16 protein-coding genes are annotated in these 21,894 nt (G+C 73.3%); 15 read left to right on the forward strand and 1 reads right to left on the reverse strand.

The window, feature by feature from the left end:
* Window positions 1–54: 54 nt before the first annotated feature.
* From ACFWP2_RS22235 to ACFWP2_RS22255, 5 genes are read left to right on the forward strand one after another with little or no spacing between them, the layout of a single operon-like run.
* A complete protein-coding gene (locus ACFWP2_RS22235; protein ID WP_380453985.1) occupies window positions 55–1,851 on the forward strand; it encodes an IucA/IucC family protein in 1,797 nt (598 codons plus the stop codon).
* Window positions 1,743–2,435, forward strand: a complete 693-nt coding sequence (locus ACFWP2_RS22240; protein WP_380454126.1) for a GNAT family N-acetyltransferase — start codon at window positions 1,743–1,745, stop codon at window positions 2,433–2,435. The genes ACFWP2_RS22235 and ACFWP2_RS22240 overlap by 109 nt, the downstream gene beginning before the upstream one ends.
* A gap of 9 nt (window positions 2,436–2,444) precedes the next feature.
* The gene (locus ACFWP2_RS22245; protein ID WP_380453987.1) at window positions 2,445–3,923 is read left to right on the forward strand and encodes a lysine N(6)-hydroxylase/L-ornithine N(5)-oxygenase family protein; all 1,479 of its coding nucleotides are present in this window, start codon (window positions 2,445–2,447) and stop codon (window positions 3,921–3,923) included.
* Window positions 3,901–5,724, forward strand: coding sequence for an IucA/IucC family protein (locus tag ACFWP2_RS22250; protein ID WP_380453989.1), 1,824 nt, complete (start codon window positions 3,901–3,903; stop codon window positions 5,722–5,724). The genes ACFWP2_RS22245 and ACFWP2_RS22250 overlap by 23 nt, the downstream gene beginning before the upstream one ends.
* Window positions 5,725–5,736: 12 nt before the next feature.
* Window positions 5,737–7,866: an ATP-dependent DNA helicase gene (locus tag ACFWP2_RS22255; protein ID WP_380453991.1), complete on the forward strand. Its 2,130-nt coding sequence runs from the start codon at window positions 5,737–5,739 to the stop codon at window positions 7,864–7,866.
* A gap of 184 nt (window positions 7,867–8,050) precedes the next feature.
* Here the strand turns inward: ACFWP2_RS22255 and lexA are convergent, their stop codons facing one another.
* Entirely contained in the window at window positions 8,051–8,932 is an 882-nt protein-coding gene (gene lexA / locus ACFWP2_RS22260; RefSeq protein WP_380453994.1) for a transcriptional repressor LexA, read from the reverse strand.
* A 353-nt stretch (window positions 8,933–9,285) separates the two neighbouring features.
* On the opposite strand from lexA, the gene nrdR reads away from it, so the two are divergent.
* The 10 genes from nrdR to ACFWP2_RS22310 all read left to right on the forward strand — a co-directional run bounded on the left by nrdR (window position 9,286) and on the right by ACFWP2_RS22310 (window position 21,776).
* Window positions 9,286–9,786: a transcriptional regulator NrdR gene (nrdR, locus tag ACFWP2_RS22265; protein ID WP_380453996.1), complete on the forward strand. Its 501-nt coding sequence runs from the start codon at window positions 9,286–9,288 to the stop codon at window positions 9,784–9,786.
* A gap of 207 nt (window positions 9,787–9,993) precedes the next feature.
* A complete protein-coding gene (locus tag ACFWP2_RS22270) occupies window positions 9,994–12,888 on the forward strand; it encodes a vitamin B12-dependent ribonucleotide reductase (protein WP_380453998.1) in 2,895 nt (964 codons plus the stop codon).
* Between the two features lie 180 nt (window positions 12,889–13,068).
* Entirely contained in the window at window positions 13,069–13,833 is a 765-nt protein-coding gene (locus ACFWP2_RS22275) for an SDR family oxidoreductase (protein WP_380454000.1), read from the forward strand.
* 280 nt (window positions 13,834–14,113) lie between these two features.
* Window positions 14,114–15,940: a sensor histidine kinase gene (locus ACFWP2_RS22280; RefSeq protein ID WP_380454002.1), complete on the forward strand. Its 1,827-nt coding sequence runs from the start codon at window positions 14,114–14,116 to the stop codon at window positions 15,938–15,940.
* Window positions 15,940–16,377, forward strand: coding sequence for a roadblock/LC7 domain-containing protein (locus ACFWP2_RS22285; RefSeq protein WP_380454004.1), 438 nt, complete (start codon window positions 15,940–15,942; stop codon window positions 16,375–16,377). The genes ACFWP2_RS22280 and ACFWP2_RS22285 overlap by 1 nt, the downstream gene beginning before the upstream one ends.
* Window positions 16,374–16,742: a DUF742 domain-containing protein gene (locus tag ACFWP2_RS22290; RefSeq protein ID WP_380454006.1), complete on the forward strand. Its 369-nt coding sequence runs from the start codon at window positions 16,374–16,376 to the stop codon at window positions 16,740–16,742. Before ACFWP2_RS22285 ends, ACFWP2_RS22290 begins: the two co-directional genes overlap by 4 nt.
* Complete coding sequence (locus tag ACFWP2_RS22295; RefSeq protein WP_380454008.1) at window positions 16,723–17,532, forward strand: ATP/GTP-binding protein; 810 nt, start codon at window positions 16,723–16,725, stop codon at window positions 17,530–17,532. The genes ACFWP2_RS22290 and ACFWP2_RS22295 overlap by 20 nt, the downstream gene beginning before the upstream one ends.
* Window positions 17,529–18,773, forward strand: a complete 1,245-nt coding sequence (locus ACFWP2_RS22300) for a cytochrome P450 (RefSeq protein WP_380454010.1) — start codon at window positions 17,529–17,531, stop codon at window positions 18,771–18,773. Before ACFWP2_RS22295 ends, ACFWP2_RS22300 begins: the two co-directional genes overlap by 4 nt.
* Before the next feature lie 35 nt (window positions 18,774–18,808).
* Window positions 18,809–20,023, forward strand: coding sequence for a cytochrome P450 (locus ACFWP2_RS22305; protein ID WP_380454012.1), 1,215 nt, complete (start codon window positions 18,809–18,811; stop codon window positions 20,021–20,023).
* 364 nt (window positions 20,024–20,387) lie between these two features.
* Entirely contained in the window at window positions 20,388–21,776 is a 1,389-nt protein-coding gene (locus tag ACFWP2_RS22310; protein WP_380454014.1) for an ABC transporter substrate-binding protein, read from the forward strand.
* Window positions 21,777–21,894: the final 118 nt, after the last annotated feature.

The raw sequence follows: 21,894 nt of genomic DNA on the forward strand, positions 1-21,894 counted from the left end.
GATCCCCTCCACCACAGTGCGCGTCCGCACCCCCACGCGCCCCAAGGAGCAGCCTTGAGCACCGCCCTCACCGGAGCCCCGCCCGTACCGCCGCCCACCGTGGAGCGGACCTCCGGGCACGACCCGCTGCTGCACCCCGACCCGGCCGTCGCCGCCGAACAGGCCGGACTGGAGGCCCTGCTGCGCTGCTGGACGCGGGAGACCGGAGCCCGGCCCGGCCCGGACGGCCGGCTGCGGATCGCCGTCCTCGGCGGGGCCGCCCGGCTCACCGCCCCGGTCCGCTACTGGTCGCCCGGCGGCTGGCACCGCTTCGGGCCCGCCACCCTCGCGGCCGGCGAGGGCGGCGCCGAGGCCCCCGTGGACGCCGTCACCGCCGCCGCGCTGCTCGCCGCCGCGGCCGCCGAACGGCCCGACCCCGGGCAGGTCGCCGACCTGGCCGGCCGGGTCGCCGACTCGGTCGTGCGCACCGCCGATATCCTCGCCCACCGCCGCACCGCCGCCGCACCCGGCGGCCCGGAGCGCTCGCACTTCCTCGCCACCGAGCAGTCCCTGCTGCTCGGCCACCCGCTGCACCCCACGCCCAAGAGCCGCGACGGCCTCGGCCCGGCCCAGAGCGCCGCCTACTCGCCCGAACTGCACGGCTCCTTCCAGCTGCACTGGTACGCGGTGGACCGCGAGCTGCTGGCGGCCGGCTCCGCCGTCGCCGAGAGCGCCGAGCAGCTCACCGCCGGCCTGCTCGACGGCGGCCCGGCGCTGCCGCCCGGCACCGCCGCCCTCCCGCTGCACCCCTGGCAGGCCCGCGAACTCGCCCACCGCCCGGCCGTCGCCGCACTGCTCGCCGACGGGCTGCTGCACGACCTCGGCCCGGCCGGCGAACCCTGGTACCCCACCTCCTCGGTGCGCACCGTCTACCGGCCCGGCACCCCGTGGATGCTCAAGCTCTCGCTCGGCCTGCGGATCACCAACTCCCGCCGGGAGAACCTGCGCAAGGAACTGCACCGCGGCCTGGAGATGCACCGGCTGCTGGAGAGCGGACTGGCCGCCGAGTGGCGGGCCGCCCACCCCGGCTTCGACATCGTCCGCGACCCGGCCTGGATCGGCGTCGACCACCCCGACCTCGGCGACCCGGGCGGCCTGGACACCGTGCTGCGCGCCCAGCCCTTCGCGCCCACCGACCGCGCGCTGTGCGTCGCCGGGCTGGTCGCCGAACAACCGCTCGGCAGCGGCGACACCGTGCCCTCCCGGCTCGGCGACATCCTGCGGGCGCTGGCCCTGCGCTGCGCCCGCCCGCTGCCGACCGTCGCCGCCGAATGGTTCCTGCGCTACCTGGACGCGGTCGTGCTGCCCATCCTCTGGCTGGACGGCCGGGGCGGCATCGCCCTGGAGGCCCACCAGCAGAACAGCCTGGTGCTGCTGGACGCCGAGGGCTGGCCCCGCGGCGGCCGCTACCGCGACAACCAGGGCTACTACTACCGGGAGAGCGCCACCGGCAGGCTCGCCGCCCGGCTGCCCGGGCTCGGCGCGGAGAGCGACACCTTCCTGCCGGACGCGGTGATCGACCACCACTTCGCCTACTACCTCGGCATCAACCACGTGCTCGGCCTGATCGGCGCCTTCGGCTCCCAGCGGCTCGCCGACGAAACGGTGCTGCTGGCGGCGCTGCGCCGGTTCCTGGCCGGGCCGCGGGCCACCGCCACCGGCTCGGCGCTGCCCGCGCTGCTGCTGGACGCGCCCACGCTGCCCTGCAAGGCCAACCTGCTCACCCGGATCAACGGCATGGACGAGCTGGTCGGCCCGGTCGCCAGCCAGTCCGTGTACGTGGACATCCCCAACCCGGTGGCGGGCGCCTGATGCCGCACGACCTGCCCGGGTGGGGCGCCGTCCCCACCCCGGCCGGCGAGTTCCGGCTCGGCCCGGTCCGGCTGCCCGCCGACCTGGCCCTGCTCGCCGGCTGGATGAACGACCCGGAGGTCGACGCCTTCTGGGAGCTCGCCGGGCCGCCGGAGGTCACCGAACGGCACGTCCGGGCCCAGCAGGACGGCGACGGCCGGAGCCTGCCCTGCCTCGGCCTGCTCGACGGCGAGCCGATGAGCTACTGGGAGGTCTACCGCGCCGACCTCGACCCGCTCGCCGCGCACTACCCCGCCCGGCCGTACGACACCGGCGTGCACCTGCTGCTCGGCCCCGCCGCCAGCCGCGGCCGGGGGCTGGGCGCCGTCCTCCTCGCCTCCCTCGCAGAATTGATTCTTCGCCGCGATCCGCGCTGCGAACGGGTGGTGGCCGAGCCGGACGTCCGCAACCGGCGGTCCGTCCGGGCCTTCGAACGGGCCGGATTCCGCGCCGCCGCCGAACTCGACCTGCCCGGCAAACGCGCCGCCCTGATGGTCCGCGACCGGGCCGACGGACCCGCCGCGCAGGCCCAACTCCCCGCCTAGGACACCCCTGTGGACACCTCGACACCCCCCGCGTACGACCTGCTCGGCGTCGGCATCGGCCCGTTCAACCTCTCGCTCGCCGCGCTCGCCGCGCCCGTCCCCGGCCTGCGCACGCTCTTCTGCGACCAGCGCCCGGAGTTCCGCTGGCACCACGGCATGCTGGTGGACGGGGCCCGGATGCAGGTGCCGTTCCTCGCCGACCTGGTCTCCCTGGTCGACCCGACCAGCCCGTGGTCCTTCCTCAACTACCTGCGCGACCAGGACCGGCTCTTCCCGTTCTACTTCGCCGAGCGCTTCCAGCTGCCGCGCCGCGAGTACGACCACTACTGCCGCTGGGCCGCCGAACGGCTGGCCAACTGCCGCTTCGGCACCGAGGTCACCGCCCTGCACTGGGACGCGCCCTGGTACCGCGCCGAGCTGACCGACACCGCGACCGGCCGGCGCTCCCAGGTCAGGGCCCGCAACCTCGCCCTCGGCGTCGGCACCCGGCCGGTGCGTCCCGAGGCCTTCACCGGACTGGCCGGCCACCCGCGGGCCTTCCACTCCGCCGAGTACCTGGACCGCCGCGCCGACCTGGCCGGCGCCCGGGACATCACCGTGGTCGGCAGCGGACAGTCCGGCGCCGAGGTCTTCCTCGACCTGCTCCGGCGCCACGAGGACGACGGCGTCCGGCTGCGCTGGCTCACCCGCACCAGGGCGCTCGCCCCCATGGAGTACTCCAAGCTCGGCCTGGAGCACTTCACCCCCGACTACACCCGCTACTTCCACGGCCTGCCCGCACCCGTCCGGGACGCGCTGGTCGCCGCCCAGTGGCAGCTGCACAAGGCCGCCAGCGCCGAGACCCTCGCCGAGATCCACGACCACCTCTACGAGCGCACCATCGGCCGCCCGATCGACACCGCCCCGGTCGACATCACCCCCGGCACCGCCGTCACCGCCGCCCGGACGGGCCCCGGCGGCGGCCTCGAACTGCACTGCCGGCACACCGACTCCGGCGCCGAACACCTGCTGCGCACCGACGCCGTGGTGCTCGCCACCGGGTACCGGGCGGCCCGCCCGGCCGCGCTCGAACCGCTCGCCGGACTGATCGACTGGGACGAGGCCGGGCGCTACCGGGTCGACCTGGACCACCGGGTCGCCACCCGGCCCGAACTCACCGGCGGGCTGTACGTCCAGAACGCCGAACTCCACACCCACGGCGTCGGCACCCCCGACCTCGGACTCGGGGCCCACCGGGCCGCGGTGATCCTCAACGCCGTCACCGGGCGCACCGTCCACCGGCTGCCCGACCGGACCGCCTGGACCGGCTTCGCGCCGCCCGCGCCCGCTCCTGTGCCTGCTGCCGCTTCCGCTTCCGCTTCCGTGCGTGCTTCCGACCCCGTGCCCGCTTCCGCGCCCGCTTCCGACCCCGCGCCCTACGACCGCGAACAGACCCCCGTCGTCCCCCGCCCCCAGGAGTTGACCCGTGCCGCAACCGTCGGCCGCTGAACCGCCGCTCCACCTGCCCCCGCACCTCACCGCCGGGCACTGGCAGCGGGCCGGCCGCGCCCTGCTGGCCAAGATGCTGGGCGAGTTCGCCTACGAGGAACTGCTGCGGCCCGTCCCCGGCGAGGAACCCGGCGAGTACCGGCTGGAGCTGCCCGAGGCCGAGTACCGCTTCACCGCCCGGCGCGGCGCCTACGACAGCTGGCAGGTCGACCCGGACTCCGTCCGCTGCACCCGCCCGGACGGCCTGGACCCGCTGCGCTTCCTCCCGTACGCCCGGCAGACCCTCGGCATGCGCGGCGAGACCACCGGCCACCTGATCCGCGAGCTCTCCGCCACCCTGACCGCCGACGCCCGCCAGCTCGCCACCGCGCTGACCGCCGCCGAACTCGCCGACCTCGACCACGCCGCCCTGGAGGGCCGGCAGACCGGCCACCCATGGATCGTGCCCAACAAGGGCCGGATCGGCTTCTCCGGCACCGACGCCGCCCGCTGGGCCCCCGAGGCCCGCAGCCCCCGCCCGCTGCCCTGGATCGCCGTCCACCGCCGGCTCGCCGAGTACCGCGGAGTGCCCGGCCTGGAACGGCCCGAACAGCTGTACGCCCGCGAGCTGGACGACGTGGACGCGCTGCGCGCCGTGCTCGGCCCGGCCGCGGGGGACTACCTGCTACTGCCCGTCCACCCGTGGCAGTGGGACGAGACGATCCTGCCGCTGTTCGCCCCCTGGATCGCCTCCGGGGAGATCGTCCCGCTGCCCTCGGACGGCGACCCACGGCTGCCCCAGCAGTCCATCCGCTCCTTCTTCAACACCGCCCACCCCGAACGCTGCACCGTCAAGCTGCCGCTGTCCGTCCTGAACACCCTGGTCTGGCGCGGGCTGCCGGTCGAGCGCACGCTGGCCGCGCCGACCGTCACCGCCTGGCTGCTCGGGCTGCGCGACGCCGACCCGTACCTGCGCGACGAGTGCCGGGTGATCCTGCTCGGCGAGATCGCCTCCGTCACCGTCGACCACCCGCTCTACCGCGAGCTGCCCGAGGCGCCGTACCAGTACAAGGAGCTGCTCGGCGCGATCTGGCGCCAGCCGCTCGGGCCCTTCCTGGACGGCCGCGAGCGGGCCCGCACCCTGGCCGCGCTGCTGCAGACCGGCTCCGACGGACGGGCGCTCGTCGCCGAGCTGATCGACCGCTCCGGCCTGCTCCCCGGCGACTGGACCGCCCGGCTGTTCGCCGCGATGATGCCCCCGCTGCTGCACTTCCTCTACCGCTACGGGCTGGTCTTCTCCCCCCACGGCGAGAACGCCATCCTGGTCTTCGACCCGACCGACGCGCCGGTCCGGCTCGCGGTCAAGGACTTCGTGGACGACGTCAACCTCAGCGCGCACGACCTGCCGGAACTGGACGGACTGCCCGCCGAGGTGGCCGAGGTGCTGCTGCGGGAGAGCCCGCAGGGGCTCTGCCAGTTCATCCACTCCGGGCTGTTCATCGGCGTCTTCCGCTACCTCGCCCCGCTGCTGGAGGCGCAGGCCGGGCTGCCCGAGACCGAGTTCTGGGCGCTGCTGCGCGCCGAGGTGCTGCGCTACCAGGCCCGCTTCCCCGAGCTGCGCGCACGCTTCGAGCTGTTCGACCTGTTCCGCCCCCGGATCGACCGGCTCTGCCTCAACCGCAACCGGCTGCTGATGGACGGCTACCAGGACCGCCCGCACCGCCCGCACGCCGCCCGGTACGGGACCGTGCCGAACGCGCTGGTCGCGGTGGACGTGCGACTGCCCGCGCGACGGGACCGGATTGTCACCCCCGCCCCGTAGGGTGGGAGGGTCATGACGAACGACTCCGAATCCCACGACTCCGAATCCCAGCGGGCGGCGCTCCCCGGCGACGAGGCCGAGGAAGCCGTCGCCGTCCCGCGCTCGCGGATCCCCGAACTGCTGCACGCCGCGGTGGCGGCCGTCGGCGGCGTCGAGCGCCCCGGCCAGGTCCGGATGGCCGAGGCCGTCGCCGACGCCGTCGACCACGGCGAGCACCTGCTCGTCCAGGCCGGCACCGGCACCGGGAAGTCCCTGGCCTACCTGGTGCCCGCGCTCGCCCACGGCGACCGCGTGGTCGTCGCCACGGCCACCCTGGCCCTGCAACGCCAGCTGGTGGAGCGGGACTTGCCGCGCACCGTCGAGGCGCTGCACCCGGTGCTGCGCCGCCGGCCGCTGTTCGCGATGCTCAAGGGCCGCTCCAACTACCTGTGCCTCCACCGGGCCAACGAGGGCACCCCGAGCGAGGAGGGCGAGGGCCTGTTCGACCCGGTGGACGCGCTCGGCGGGCCCACCGGGAAGCTCGGGAAGGACGTGCTGCGGCTGCGCGACTGGGCCGACGAGACCGAGACCGGTGACCGGGACGACATGAGCCCCGGCGTCTCCGACAAGGCCTGGGCCCAGCTGTCGGTCACCTCCAAGGAGTGCCTGGGCGCCACCCGCTGCCCGTACGGGCAGGAGTGCTTCGCGGAGAAGGCACGGGAGCGGGCCAAGCTGGCGGACGTCGTGGTCACCAACCACGCGATGCTCGCGATCGACGCGATCGAGGGCGCGCCGGTGCTGCCCGAGCACGGGCTGCTGATCGTGGACGAGGCGCACGAGCTGGTCAACCGGGTCACCGGCGCGGCCACCGCCGAGCTGACCGTCGGCGCGGTCAACCGGGCGGTGAAGCGGGCCGCGCGGCTGGCCAACGAGAAGGCGGTCGACGCCCTCCAGGCCGCCGCCGAGAACTACCACGGCCTGATGGAGACCGCACAGCCCGGCCGGGTCGAGGAACTGCCCGAGTACCTGGCGTACGCGGTCACCGCGATCCGGGACGCCTCCCGCCAGGTGATCACCTCGCTGGGCGAGACCAGGGACAAGGGGCTCAGCGACGAGGACGCCGTCCGCAAGCAGGCGATGGCCTCGGCCGAGGCGCTGCACGAGACGGCCGAGCGGCTGCTGGAGGACTCCGAGTACGACGTGGTCTGGATCGAGCGCAGCGACCGCTACGGGCTGGGCACCGCCTCGCTGCGGGTCGCCCCGCTGAGCGTCTCCGGGCTGCTGCGCGAGGGGCTGTACAAGGAGCGCTCGGTCGTCCTCACCTCGGCCACGCTCAAGCTCGGCGGGGACTTCAACGGCGTCGCCGCCTCCGTCGGCCTGCCCTCCGAGACGCGGCTGCCGGACGTCCGCACCGCCGGGGACAACCAGGACGCCGGCCCGGCCTTCGGCGAGGACGCGGTGCCGTACTGGCGCGGCATCGACGTCGGCTCGCCGTTCAAGTACCCCAAGCAGGGCATCCTGTACGTCGCCAAGCACCTGGCCGACCCCGGGCGCGACCCCGAACGGCCGGACATGCTGGACGAGTTGGCCGAGCTGATCGGCGCGGCCGGCGGACGGACGCTGGGCCTGTTCTCCTCGATGCGGGGCGCCCAGACGGCCGCCGAGGCGATGCGCGAGCGGCTGGACCACCGCGTCCTGCTCCAGGGCGAGGACACCCTGGGCGAGTTGATCCGGGAGTTCGCCTCCGACGCCACAACCTGCCTGTTCGGCACGCTCTCGCTCTGGCAGGGCGTCGACGTGCCGGGCTCGGCCTGCCAGCTGGTCGTGATGGACCGGATCCCCTTCCCCCGGCCGGACGACCCGCTGATGAGCGCCCGCCAGAAGGACGTCGAACAGCGCGGCGGGAACGGCTTCATGGCCGTCGCGGCGACGCACGCGGCGCTGCTGATGGCGCAGGGCGCGGGCCGGCTGGTGCGCGCGGCCGACGACCGGGGCGTGGTCGCGGTGCTGGACCCGCGGGTGGAGACCAAGCGGTACGGGAGCTTCTTCCGCTCCTCGATGCCGGAGTTCTGGTACACCACCGACCGCAACCAGGTGCGCCGCTCGCTGGCGGCGATCGACGCCTCGGCGGCGCCGGTGCGGCCGGTGGTGAAGCGGGGCTGAGGGCCCGGCCCGCGGGCCCCGGGGCTGCGGGTTCCGGGGCTCCGGGCCCCGGGTCTCCGGGCCCCGGGTCTCCGGGCCTCCCGGTTCCGGGGCTCCGGGTTCGCGTCCTTCGGAGCGAAACGCCGGAGGGGCTCCCCGCACGAGCGGTGGAGCCCCTTCCCGGTGCTGTCGGTCGCGGAAGGAGTCAGAGGCGGCGCAGGACGGCGACGACCTTGCCCAGGATGGTCGCGTTGTCGCCGTTGATCGGCTCGTACGCCGAGTTGTGCGGCATCAGCCAGATCCGGCCGTCCTCGCGCTTGAGCCGCTTGACGGTGGCCTCGCCGTCGATCATCGCGGCGACGATGTCGCCGTTCTCGGCGACCGGCTGACGGCGCACGGTGACCCAGTCGCCGTCGCAGATGGCGGCCTCGATCATCGAGTCGCCGCGTACGGTGAGCGCGAACAGCTCGCCCTCGCCGACCAGCTGGCGGGGCAGCGGGAAGACGTCCTCGACCGTCTGCTCGGCCAGGATCGGCCCGCCGGCGGCGATCCGGCCGACCAGCGGGACGTAGGAGGTGGACGGCCGGCCGGCCGTCTCGGCGGTGTTCGGGCGGGCCACCTCGACACCGCGGACCTCGTAGGCGCGCGGGCGGTGCGGATCCCGGCGCAGGAAGCCCTTGCGCTCCAGGGCCATCAGCTGGTGGGCGACCGAGGAGGTGCTGGACAGGCCGACGGCCTGGCCGATCTCGCGCATGGACGGCGGGTAGCCGCGGCGCTGGACGGAATCCCTGATGACCTCGATCACCCGGCGCTGGCGCTCGGTGAGACCGGCCTCGTCGGTGCGGATGCCGGGGGGGCGGCCGGGCGTCGCGCGGGCGGGGGACTGATGGGCGTCGTCCATGGCGGCGGAGTGTTCGATCGGCTGGTCCGGAACGCGGGGCGCTCCGGACAGGGCCGCGCCGGGGAGACGGTGGTCTTCGCTACGGTCCATGCTGATGTCCACACCCTGCTGATTCGTGGTGCGCTGCCCCACCTTGAACTGGGAGTGTTCCTGCACCGGGATGGTGTTGCTTTCGATCGTGTTCACGGCGGCCCCTCTCGACGGCTGTCCTCTCCCTTTTCCAGCCCAACGCGCCTCCTATCGAAAGGTTGCGCCAAACACACGTTCGAGTGAATTATTCGGGAGTTGACTGACTCGATCAAGGCTTTGTTGTACATCGAGTAAATGTTCGAGCAGAACTCGACTCCGGCAGTCTAATCGGCGCCGCCCGGGCGTCGACACGCCACGGCGCTCACCTCCCCCAGAGTCCTAGATGTAGTGGCTACAGTCCTCTCCGTGCCCAGTACTAGTGGTCGCCCGGCATGATCAGCTTGCCGAGGTCGGGGGCGCATCGCTTAGACTCGAATGGTCCGAACGTTCTGCCAGGGAGGGATCCCCAGGTGCACTGCCCCTTCTGCCGGCACTCCGACAGCCGTGTTGTCGACAGCCGGACCACCGAGGACGGCAGCTGCATCCGCCGTCGTCGGCAGTGCCCGGACTGCGGCCGCCGCTTCACCACGGTGGAGACGGCCGCGCTGATGGTCATCAAGCGCAGCGGCGTCACCGAGCCGTTCTCCCGGCAGAAGGTCATCACCGGCGTTCGCAAGGCCTGCCAGGGCCGCCCCGTCACCGAGGACGCGCTGGCCCAGCTCGGCCAGCGGGTCGAGGAGTGCGTGCGCGCCAGCGGCAACGCCGAGCTGACCACCCACGACGTGGGGCTGGCCATACTCGGCCCGCTCAAGGAACTCGACGTGGTCGCCTACCTGCGCTTCGCCTCCGTGTACCAGGCGTACGACGGACTGGAAGACTTCGAGGCCGCCATCGCGGAACTCCGCGCCGAGCGGCCCCGCGCCCCCGAGACGGACGACACCCCCGTGTCCGTCTCCGCCGCCGCGCCCTAGGAGGCTCCGGCACCGGGCCCCGGGCGGGCCCCTACGCACCACCACGGCCCCGTGGGGCCCACGCGTGCCCGAAAACGGGGCACAGAACACTACAAACCGTGCGTAAGCAGGCAAGGTCTCCGCCTGCCCGCACACCGGAAGAACGAACCAGCAGTGCCCGGACTTTTCAGGGCACTTCGGGCGTTTGCCCAGGAGGAGGAGCGAGAAGTGACAGACACCACGAGCGGTTCCGCGCGCGGGTCGAAGTCCGAGAAGGCCGCGGCCAAGGGCGCCAAGGCCCCGAAGGGCGGTCTCCGGATGGAGCGCATCTACACCACCCCTGGCGTGCACCCGTACGACGAGGTCCGCTGGGAGCGGCGCGATGTCGTCATGACCAACTGGCGCGACGGCTCCATCAACTTCGAGCAGCGCGGCGTCGAGTTCCCCGACTTCTGGTCGGTCAACGCCGTCAACATCGTCACGTCCAAGTACTTCCGCGGCGCCGTCGGCACCCCGCAGCGCGAGTGGAGCCTGAAGCAGATCATCGACCGCGTGGTGCTCACCTACCGCGCCGCCGGCGAGAAGCACGGCTACTTCGCCTCCAAGGACGACGCCGAGATCTTCGAGCACGAGCTGACCCACGCCCTCCTCCACCAGGTGTTCAGCTTCAACTCGCCGGTCTGGTTCAACGTCGGCACCAAGCAGCCCCAGCAGGTCAGCGCCTGCTTCATCCTGTCCGTCGACGACTCCATGGAGTCGATCCTCGACTGGTACAAGGAAGAGGGCATGATCTTCAAGGGCGGCTCCGGCGCCGGCCTCAACCTCTCCCGGATCCGCTCCTCCAAGGAGCTGCTCTCCTCCGGCGGCAACGCCTCCGGCCCGGTCTCCTTCATGCGCGGCGCCGACGCCTCGGCCGGCACCATCAAGTCCGGTGGCGCCACCCGCCGCGCGGCCAAGATGGTCGTGCTCGACGTGGACCACCCGGACGTCGAGGCCTTCATCGAGACCAAGGTGAAGGAGGAGGAGAAGATCCGCGCCCTGCGCGACGCGGGCTTCGACATGGACCTCGGCGGGGACGACATCACCTCCGTCCAGTACCAGAACGCCAACAACTCGGTCCGCGTCAACGACGAATTCATGACCGCCGTCGAGAACGGCACCGAATTCGGCCTGCGCGCCCGGATGACCGGCGAGGTCATCGAGACCGTCGACGCGAAGAAGCTGTTCCGCAAGATGGCCGAGGCCGCCTGGGCCTGCGCCGACCCCGGCATCCAGTACGACACCACCATCAACCACTGGCACACCTGCCCGGAGTCCGGCCGCATCAACGCGTCCAACCCCTGCTCCGAGTACATGCACCTGGACAACTCCAGCTGCAACCTCGCCTCGCTGAACCTGATGAAGTTCCTGCGCGACGACGACACCTTCGACGCGGCGACCTTCGCCAAGGTCGTCGAGCTCGTCATCACCGCGATGGACATCTCCATCTGCTTCGCGGACTTCCCCACCGAGAAGATCGGCGAGACCACCCGCGCCTACCGCCAGCTCGGCATCGGCTACGCCAACCTCGGCGCCCTGCTGATGGCCACCGGCCACGCCTACGACAGCGAGGGCGGCCGCGCCCTGGCCGGCGCCATCACCTCGCTGATGACCGGCACCGCCTACCGCCGCGGCGCCGAACTCGCCGGCGTGGTCGGCCCGTACGACGGCTACGCCCGCAACGCGGCCCCGCACCAGCAGGTCATGAAGCAGCACGCCGACGCCTCGCTGGACGCCGTCTCCTTCGACGACCTGGACGCCCCGGTCTGGCTGACCGCCAACAAGACCTGGCAGGACGTGCTGCGCATCGGCGCGCAGAACGGTTTCCGCAACGCCCAGGCCTCGGTGCTCGCCCCGACCGGCACCATCGGCCTGATGATGGACTGCGACACCACCGGCGTCGAGCCCGACCTCGCCCTGGTCAAGTTCAAGAAGCTGGTCGGCGGCGGCTCGATGCAGATCGTCAACGGCACCGTCCCGCGCGCCCTCAAGCGCCTCGGCTACCAGGACGAGCAGATCGAGGCGGTCGTCGCCCACATCGCCGAGCACGGCAACGTCGTGGACGCGCCGGGCCTGAAGACCGAGCACTACGAGGTGTTCGACTGCGCGATGGGCGAGCGCGTCATCTCGGCCATGGGACACGTGCGGATGATGGCCGCGATCCAGCCCTGGATCTCCGGCGCCATCTCCAAGACCGTGAACATGCCCGAGTCCGCCACTGTCGAGGAGATCGAGGAGATCTACTTCGAGGCGTGGAAGATGGGCGTCAAGGCGCTCGCCATCTACCGTGACAACTGCAAGGTCGGCCAGCCGCTCTCGGCCAAGAAGAAGGACTCCGAGGAGAAGGCCAAGCAGGCCGAGGCCCCCGTCGCGGTCGAGAAGGTGGTCGAGTACCGCCCGGTCCGCAAGCGCCTGCCCAAGGGCCGCCCGGGCATCACCACCTCCTTCACGGTCGGTGGCGCCGAGGGCTACATGACCGCCAACTCCTACCCGGACGACGGCCTCGGTGAGGTCTTCCTGAAGATGTCCAAGCAGGGCTCGACCCTCGCGGGCATGATGGACGCCTTCTCCATCGCCGTCTCGGTCGGCCTCCAGTACGGCGTGCCGTTGGAGACCTACGTCTCGAAGTTCACCAACATGCGCTTCGAGCCGGCCGGTCTGACCGACGACCCGGACGTGCGGATGGCCCAGTCGATCGTCGACTACATCTTCCGCCGCCTGGCGCTCGACTTCCTGCCGTTCGAGACCCGCTCGGCGCTCGGCATCCACTCCGTCGAGGAGCGCCAGCGTCACCTGGAGACGGGGTCGTACGAGCCGCTGGAGGCCGAGGAGCTCGACACCGAGTCGCTCGCCCAGTCCGCCCCGGTCGCCCCCGTCGCCGCCAAGTCGGCCGCCGCCCCGGCCCCGGCCGTCGAGGCGCCCAAGGCGGCCCCGAAGCAGGCCCACAACTCCACGGAGTTGATGGAGATCCAGCTCGGCCTCAACGCCGACGCCCCGCTCTGCTTCTCCTGCGGCACCAAGATGCGCCGCGCCGGCAGCTGCTACCTCTGCGAGGGCTGCGGCTCCACCAGCGGCTGCAGCTGATCACGCTCGACCCCGGTGGTCGCCTCCTGAGGTGACCCCCTGAAGCGGGGCGAGGACCTTTCCGGTCCTCGCCCCGCTTTTTCGCGTTCCCGGGAATGCCGATGTCACGTCCGGGGGGTGGTGTCCGGTCCGTAGGGGGGACGGGTTCTTCCGAGCCTTCCGAGAAGGAGTGGTGTGGTGATGGGAACGGTGCTGGTGACGGGGGCGACGGGCACGCTCGGGCGGGAGGTGGTGCGGCTGCTGGTGGCGCGCGGGGTGGCGGTGCGGGGGTTGAGCCGGCGGGTGCGGGACGGGGGCGACGGGGTCGCATGGGTGGTCGGGGACCTGGTGAGCGGCGCCGGGATCGCGGAGGCGATGGCCGGGGTCGAGGTGGTGGTGGACTGCGCGACCACGCAGAAGAAGGAGGACCTGGCCGGGGTCCGGACCCTGGTGGCCCGGGCCCGGGAGGCCGGGGTGCGGCACCTGGTGTACGTGTCGATCGTCGGGATCGACCGGATCCCGATCGCGTACTACACCACCAAGCTCGGCTGTGAACAGGTGGTGCGGGAGTCGGGGTTGGGCTGGACGGTGCTGCGGGCGACGCAGTTCCACGACCTGGTGCTGAGGTTCTTCGACGCCTCCGTGAAGCTGCCGGTCTTCCCGGTGCTGAGCGGGACGGCGTGCCAGCCGGTGGACGTGCGGGAGGTGGCGGTGGCCGTCGCGGACCTGGCGGGGGAGGAGCCCGCCGGTTTCGCGCCGGAGGTGGGCGGCCCGCAGGTGCGCTCGTACCGGGAGCTGGCCGAGGCCTACCTGCGGGCGGCGGGCAAGCGCCGGCTCCTGCTGACGCTGCGCCTACCGGGTGCGGCCGCCCGCGGGTTCCGCGCCGGCGGCAATCTGACGCCGGATCGGGCGGTGGGCCGGGGGACCTTCGAGGAGGCGCTGGAACGACGGTTCGGCGGCCACTGAGATCGTGACCGGGGGCGAAGTGGGGGACCGGGTGGGCGTCGGCGGGGTCGTGGCGTGGTGTGGACGGCGTGAAGGAAGGAGATTGGCCGTCAACTGGCCGCTTGAGGCCTATGTCTGAATCGATATGATCGGCCGAAAGCGTGAACCGATCAGATGCCCGGAGGCGTTTCTTCACGTCGCCGGGCGGTCCGTATGCGCCCGACCCGGCTGTCGGCGGCCGCAACCGTCGCCGACCCGCCGCCCGCGCCGCCGCCCGCCGACGTTGCCGAGGACCGCACCGATGAGAGAAGCCACCAGCCCCGACGGCCGATCGCGCCGCCGGCCCGCGCCGCGCACCGTCGCCCTGACCGCCGCCGCCGTGCTGCTGGCGCTGGTCGCCGCGCCGGTCGGCGTCGTCCGGGCGTTGGGCGCGCACCAGCCGCTCACCGCCCTCGCGGTGGGCGCCGTCACGGTGCTCTGGCTGATCACCGTCGGGCTCGCGGCGTCCGGCGTCGAGCGCACCCGCACGCTGACCGACGACCTGGCCGCGCAGCACGAGGAGACCCGGGCCGCGCTGGTCGCCGCGGGCACGGCCCGGCAGGCCGAGACGGCCGCCGCCGACCGCGCGGCCGCCGCGCTCGCCGAGCGGGACGCCGCCCGCGCCGAGCAGGTCCGCGCCGAGGCGGACGTCACCGCCGCGCACGCCGAGCTGGCCCGGCTGCGGGCCGAACTCGACGCCGAGCGGGCCGGGGCGGAGACCGAGCGGACCAGGGCCGAGTCGGAGCGCGCCGAGCTGGCCCGGCTCGCCGAGGGCGTGCTGCCCGAGGTGGTGACCAGGCTGCGGGCCGGCGCCGCCGTGGACAGCGCGCTGGCCGCCCACCGCAAGCACCCCCAGTACGCGCTGCTGCGTGCCGTCGGCGAGGAGATCGGCCGTGGCGAGCGGCTGCGGGCCGCCGCGCTGGCCGTCTGCGCGACCGCCGCCGGGCGGGTCCAGGCGCTGGCCACGAGCATGCACGCCGAGCTGCGCGAGATGCAGCACCGGCACGACGAGGAGGTCCTCGGCGACCTGCTGAGCCTGGACCACTCGACCGCCCAGGCGGGCCGGATGGCCGACAGCATCGCGGTGCTCACCGGCGCCCGCTCGGGCCGCCGTTGGGCCAAGCCGATCGCGGTGGAGTCGGTGCTGCGCGGTGCGCTCGGCCGGATCGGCGCCTACCAGCGGGTGCGGCTGCACAACGCCAGCAGCGCCGCGGTCGCCGGGTACGCGGCCGAGGGTGTGATGCACGCGCTGGCCGAACTGCTGGACAACGCCACCAACTTCTCCGCCCCGCCGGCCGAGGTGCACGTCTACGTCGAGGAGGTGCCCGCCGGCCTGGTGGTCACCGTCGAGGACAGCGGGCTGGGTCTGGGCGACAGCTGGCTGCGCCGGGCCGAGCGGGCCGTCTCCGCCGAGCCGCTGGACCTCACCACGCTCTCCGCCGGCACCCGGCTGGGGCTCGCGGTGGTCGGCGTGCTGGCGCGCAAGCACGGGCTGCAGATCTCCTTCCGGCCGTCGGCACGCGGCGGCACCGGCGTGGTGATGCTGATCCCGCAGCAGCTCGTCACGCACCCGGCACCGGCCGCCACCCCGGCGCCCGTCCGGGCGTCCATCCCGGCGCAGGCGCCGGCCGCGGAGACCGCGCGCCCCGCGCTCGCCTCGGCGCGCCCCGCGCCCGCCTCGCTGCCCCCGGTGCCCTCCGCGCAGTGGACCCCGGCCGGGACGCGGAGCGTCACCGCGCCCGCCCTGCCGGCCGCGCCCGCGACCACGTCTGTGCCCGCGACCACGTCTGCGACGACGCCCGCGCCCGCGACGACGCCCGGGCACGCGACGACGCCCGCGCCCGCCCGGATGACCGACAGCGGCCTGCCGCAGCGCCGGCGCGGGCAGACGCTGGCCACCACCGCCCCCGCGGCGGCCCGGACCGTGAAGACCGTCAGCACCGAAGCGGCCGGTGCGGCCGCCCGGTTCGGTGCGTTCCGCCGGGCCGTCGCCCGTCCCGCGGGGGCCGAGCAGCCCCCTGCCGGGGCGCCGACCACGGAGCCCGACACCATGCCCGACGCTTCCCCCGTCACCGAGAAGGACACCTGATGAGCAGTGCCACCGACCGCGACCTCGACTGGCTGTTGGAGAACCTGCTGGCGGCGACCCCCGGCACCCGGCACGCTCTGGTTCTCTCCGCCGACGGCCTCAAGCTCTGCCACACCGCCGGGCTGAGCACCGACCAGGCCGACCAGCTGGCCGCCATCGCCTCCGGCCTGCAGAGCCTGGCGCACGGCGCCTCGATCGAGTTCGGCGACGGCAGCGGCGGCGTGCGGCAGTCGATGACCGAGTTCCACGGCGGCATCCTGTGCATCGTGGCGGCCGGTGAGGGCGCGCACCTCGCGGTGGTCACGGACGACGAAGCGGACGTCGGCGTGGTCGGCCACAACATGCACGGCCTGATCGAGCAGATCGGGGTCCACCTCAGCGCGCCCGCCCGGTCGGCGGAAGGCGAGGCCGCCGCGCATGAGAGCGCCGGCATATGAATGCCGGGCCGGTGCTGCCGGGCCGTGACGACGATCCGGACCGCCTCTACACCATCACCCGGGGCCGCAGCCGGGCTCCGGAGAACGCCTTCGACCTGGTCACCCTGATCGTCGCCGAGCGGCAGCCGGCGCCCGGGATGCAGTCGGAGCACGCCCGGATCCTGGGGATGTGCGAGGCCCCGACCGCCGTCGTGGAGGTGGCGGCGGAGCTGGCGCTGCCCGTCTCGGTGGTGAAGATCCTCCTCGGCGACCTGCTGGAGTCCGGGGCGGTCACCGCCCGCCACCCCCGGTTCGCGCCGAACAAGGCCCGGCTGCCCGACCTCGACACGCTGAAGCAGGTGCTGCATGGCCTCCAACAGCTCTGATGCGCGGGATGCCGCCGGCGACGCCGGGGTCCGGTCGGCCGGCGCCGGGGTCCGGCCCGCCGGTGCGCGCACCCCGCTGCGGGCGACCGCCGACAACGCGCTGAAGATCGTCGTGGTCGGCGGCTTCGGGGTGGGCAAGACCACCCTGGTCGGCTCGGTCAGCGAGATCCGCCCGCTGAACACCGAAGAGGTGATGACCAAGGCGGGCGAGGGCATCGACCCGGCCGGCGCCTGGGGCAAGCGCTCCACCACGGTCGCCTTCGACTTCGGCCGGATCACCCTCTCCGAGCGCCAGGTGCTGTACCTGTTCGGCGCGCCCGGACAGGAGCGCTTCTGGTTCCTCTGGGACCGGCTGTTCAGCGGCGCCCTGGGCGCGGTCGTCCTGGTGGACACCCGGCGGCTGGAGGAGTCCTGGTACGCGATCGACCGGCTGGAGCACCACGGCACGCCGTTCATCGTGGCCCGCAACAACTTCGGCGAGCCGAGCCACACCCTGGAGCAGGTCCGCGAGGCGCTGGACCTGCCGGCCGAGGTACCGCTGGTGGACTGCGACGCGCGCGACCGCGAGTCCGGCAAGCAGGTGCTGATCGCCCTGGTCCACCACCTGGCCGCCCTGGCCGGGGCCGGCGAGGGGGCGCTGACCGACGGAGCCCCGACCGGCGAGGCCCTGACCGACGGAGCCCTGACCGGCGAGGTCCTGACCGGCAGTGTCGCAAAGGTCACCGCCGCCGTGGAAGAGACCGCCCCGGCAGGGTCCCGCACCGCGATCTACGAGGAGAGCACCCCGTGACCGAGCCCGCCGCCACCCCGCCCCCGGGCTGCCCGGCGCACGCCGGCGCCACGCCGCTGTACGGGCCGCGCTTCCAGACCGACCCGTCCCAGCTCTACCGCGAGCTGCGCGCCGCGCACGGCCCGGTCGCCCCGGTCGAGCTGGCCGGCGGTGTGCCCGCCTGGCTGGTCATCGGCTACCGCGAGCTGCAGCAGGTGACCGGCCAGCCGCAGCTGTTCGGCCGTGACTCCAGCCGCTGGCACGCCTGGGAGACGCTGCCCGCCGACTGGCCGCTGAAGCCGATGATGGCGCCCGTGCCCTCGATCCTCTACGCCGAGGGCGAGGAGCACGTCCGGCGCTCCCGCGCGGTCACCGACGCGCTGGCCGGGACCGACCCGTACGAGCTGCGCAAACACGCCGAGGAGATCGCCGACCGGCTGATCGACGGGTTCGCCGGGCGCGGTGAGGCGGACCTGGTCGCCGAGTACGCGCACCGGATGCCGCTGCTGGTGCTGTGCCGGGTGCTCGGCCTGGACGAGGAACAGGCGCCGCAGCTGATCGCGGCGCTGCTGGCGATGCTGGACGGCGGCCCGGACGCGCCGGCCGGCGCCCAGCGGCTGCTGGAGCTGATGCTCGCGCTGGTCGAGGAGAAGGCCGAGTACCCGGGTGCCGACGTCGCCTCGCGGATGCTGGCGCACCCGGCCGGGCTGACCCACGACGAGGTGATGCGCGACCTGCGGGTGCTGCTGATCGCCGGCCACCAGCCCAGCTCGTACTGGATCTCCAACGCGCTGCGGCTGATGCTCACCGACGAGCGGTTCGCCGCCTCGCTGGCCGGTGGCCGCCGCAGCATCAGCCAGGCGCTGAACGAGGCGCTCTGGGAGGACACCCCGACCCAGATCTTCGCCGGCCGCTGGGCGGTCCGGGACACCCAGCTGGGTGGCCAGCGGATCGGCGAGGGGGACATGATCCTGCTCGGCTTCGCCGGGGCCAACGCCGACCCGTCGGTCCGGCAGGCGGACGGCCGCCCGGCGGAGGGGAACCGGGCGCACATGAGCTACTCGTACGGCGAGCACGGCTGCCCCTTCCCGGCCCAGGAGGCGGCCGAGGTGATCGCCACCACCGCGATCGAGGTGCTGCTCGACCGGCTGCCGGACCTGCGGCTGGCGGTGGCCGAGCACGCGCTGGTGTGGCGGCCGTCGGCCTGGGTGCGGGGGCTGGTGGCACTGCCGGTCTCGTTCACCCCGGGCTACCCGGCCTGATCATTCAACACCCGCCGTTCGAAAGAGAGTTGTCGATGACCGCTGCCCCGGCCCGAATAGTCCTCGACCCGCTGGCCCGTGACAACGCGGCCGAGGGCGCGCTGCTGCGGACCGCCGGCCCGGTGGTGCCGGTCGAGCTGCCCGGAGGGGTCGCCGCCTGGGCGGTCACGCAGCACGCCGCCGCCCGCGACCTGCTGACGGACGCCCGGCTGGTGAAGGACGCCGCGCACTGGGCGGCCTATCAGCGCGGCGAGGTGCCGAAGACCTGGCCCCTGATCGGTCTGGCGGTGCCCGGCCCGAGCATGGTGACCACGGACGGCGCCGAGCACCGCCGGCTGCGGGCGCTGGTCGCGCAGGCCTTCACCCCGCGCCGGGTGGAGCTGATGCGTCCGCGCGTCGAGGAGGTCACCCACGCGCTGCTGGACGCCCTGGCGGCGGGCGAGCCGGTGGTGGACCTCAAGACGGCCTTCGCCTTCCCGCTGCCGATGACGGTGATCTGCTCGCTGCTGGGCGTTCCGGAGTCGGACCACGGCCTGCTGCGCGACCTGTACGAGCGGTTCTTCGGCATCAGGCCGAACCCGGAGGGCATCCAGGCGACCGTGGCCGGACTGAACGCCTTCGTCAACGGCCTGGTGGCGCAGCGCCGTTCGGCTCCCGGCGAGGACCTGGCGAGCGTGCTGCTGGCGGCCGACACCGAGGGCGGGGCGCTGACGGACGCGGAGGCGGCGGCCACCCTGCGGGTGATCATCGCGGCCGGTCACGAGACCACGGTGAACCTGATCGGCAACGCGGTGCGGGCGCTGCTGACCCACCCGGACCAGCTGGAGCTGGTGCGTTCGGGCCGGGTCTCCTGGGACGCGGTGGTGGAGGAGTCGCTCCGCTGGACCCCGCCGACCAGCAACTTCCTGTTCCGGTTCGCCGCGCAGGACATCCCGGTCGGCGACGCGGTGATCCCGGCCGGTGAGCCGGTGCTGGTCTCGTACAACGCGATCGGCCGTGACCCGCTCCAGCACGGGGTGACGGCCGAGGTCTTCGACATCACCCGGGACCCGACCCGGCACCTGTCCTTCGGCCACGGCCCGCACGTCTGCCCGGGCTCCCCGCTGGCCCGGCTGGAGGCGGGGATCGCGCTGCCCGCACTGTTCGAGCGCTTCCCGGGGCTGTCGCTCGCGGTGCCGGACGAGGAGCTGCGGCCGAGCCCGTCGCTGGTGGTGAACAGCCTGCTGGAGCTGCCGATCCGGCTGTTCTGATCCTGTCCCTTTCGATCTGAGCAGTCGTCATGTCGTGGGCCTCGTCCGGGTTTCCGGGCGAGGCCTTCGGCTTCCGGCGGTGGCGGCCCGGGAGTCGCCCGGTCGCGGGTCACGGTCGGGACACCGGGTTGTGAAGGTCGAACGTGGACCTTGGCGAGGGGCGGCGGCTGCGTTAACGTCTTCGATCAGTCCGGCCGCCGTTCTCCCGTGGTTCCGTCCGTGGTTCCGTTCGCGATCCAGCCCGTGATCCAGCCCGTGGTTCCGTCCGTGATCCTGCCCGCGATCCCCTTGCGGGCCCGTCTCCGGTACAGCGCAATGTCGTTCAGTCCACCGTCGGCAGCACGCCCTGGCGAGGAGAACCGCATTGACCCTCAACCCGACCGCGCAGCACCCGAGTTCCCGTCGCCGTCTGGCCGCCGTGTCCGCCCTGGTGTCCGCGCTGGCGCTGACCGCGGCCTGCTCCAACAGCTCCGGCGGTTCGGGCGGCGGCGGAGGCGGATCGGCCGCGTCGCTGTCCGGTGACTGCGCCACGTACCAGCCGTACGCCGGACACGCGGGTACCACCGTGACGATGTTCGCCTCGATCCTGAGTCCGGAGTCGGACAGCCTGGAGAAGTCCTGGGCCGAGTTCAGCAAGTGCACCGGGATCAAGATCAGCTACGAGGGCTCGAACGACTTCGAGTCCCAGCTGCCGGTCCGGGTCTCCGGAGGCAATGCCCCGGACTTCGCGATCATCCCGCAGCCGGGCCTGCTGGCGCAGATGGTGAAGAGCGGCAAGGTGGTGAAGCCGCCCGCCCAGACCGTCGCCAACCAGGAGAAGTGGAGCCCGATCTGGCGGACGTACGGCTCGGTCAACGGCACGTTCTACGCGGCCCCGATGAGCGCCAACATGAAGTCCCTGGTCTGGTACTCGCCGAAGGCCTTCAAGGCGGGCGGCTACGAGGTGCCCAAGACCTGGGCCGACCTGATGGCGCTCAGCGACAGGATCGCCAAGGCGGGCGGCGCCAGGCCGTGGTGCGGCGGCATCGCCTCCGGGACGGCCACCGGCTGGCCGGCCACCGACTGGCTGGAGGAGGTGGTGCTCGGTTCGTACGGCGGCGAGGTGTACGACCAGTGGGTCGGCCACCAGGTGAAGTTCTCCGACCAGAAGATCACCGGCGCGATGAAGACCGTCGCCGACTGGATGCAGAACCCGGCCTGGGTCAACGCGGGCTTCGGTGACGTGAAGTCGATCGCCACCACCACCTTCCAGGACGCGGGAACCCCGATCCTGAGCGGCAAGTGCCTGATGCTCCAGCAGGCCTCCTTCTACGAGGCGCAGTGGCCCAAGGGCACCAAGGTCGGCCCGGACGGGGACGTCTTCGCCTTCCACCTGCCCGCGGTGAACCCGTCGATCGCCAATCCGGTCGAGGGCGGCGGCGAGTTCCTGGCGGCCTTCTCCGGCCGGCCCGAGGTGCAGGCGGTGCAGAACTACCTGTCCAGCTCGGACTGGGCGAGCAGCCGGGTGAAGACCGCGAGCGGCTGGGTCTCGGCCAACCAGGGCGTGGACAAGAGCCTGTACACCGACCCGATCGACAAGCTGTCGGCCGAGGCGCTGACCGACCCGTCGGCGACCTTCCGCTTCGACGGCTCCGACCTGATGCCGGCCGCGGTGGGCTCCGGGCAGGAGTGGAAGTCGCTGACCGCCTGGTTCGCCGAGGGGCAGTCGATCCAGAAGACCGCCGCCGACATCGACGCCGCCTGGCCGCAGTAGCCGCGGCGCCGCGGTGCCGCAGTGCTGCGGTGCTGCGGCGCCGGGCCGCTGCCGGCGCACACCCGGGACCACCTGTCGAGGGCGGTGCGGGGCCACCCACCCGCACCGCCCGCCCCCT

The sequence above is a fragment of the Kitasatospora sp. NPDC058444 genome, from assembly GCF_042721415.1.
In the GTDB taxonomy this organism is placed as follows: domain Bacteria; phylum Actinomycetota; class Actinomycetes; order Streptomycetales; family Streptomycetaceae; genus Kitasatospora.

What these genes read in the sequence shown, in the direction of transcription:
- ACFWP2_RS22255 (WP_380453991.1), top strand. Translation starts at nt 5,737, where the DNA reads ATGACGAACGACTCCGAATCCCACGACTCCGAATCCCAGCGGGCGGCG.
- ACFWP2_RS22275 (WP_380454000.1), top strand. Translation starts at nt 13,069, where the DNA reads ATGGGAACGGTGCTGGTGACGGGGGCGACGGGCACGCTCGGGCGGGAG.
- ACFWP2_RS22280 (WP_380454002.1), top strand. Translation starts at nt 14,114, where the DNA reads ATGAGAGAAGCCACCAGCCCCGACGGCCGATCGCGCCGCCGGCCCGCG.
- ACFWP2_RS22285 (WP_380454004.1), top strand. Translation starts at nt 15,940, where the DNA reads ATGAGCAGTGCCACCGACCGCGACCTCGACTGGCTGTTGGAGAACCTG.
- ACFWP2_RS22290 (WP_380454006.1), top strand. Translation starts at nt 16,374, where the DNA reads ATGAATGCCGGGCCGGTGCTGCCGGGCCGTGACGACGATCCGGACCGC.
- ACFWP2_RS22295 (WP_380454008.1), top strand. Translation starts at nt 16,723, where the DNA reads ATGGCCTCCAACAGCTCTGATGCGCGGGATGCCGCCGGCGACGCCGGG.
- ACFWP2_RS22305 (WP_380454012.1), top strand. Translation starts at nt 18,809, where the DNA reads ATGACCGCTGCCCCGGCCCGAATAGTCCTCGACCCGCTGGCCCGTGAC.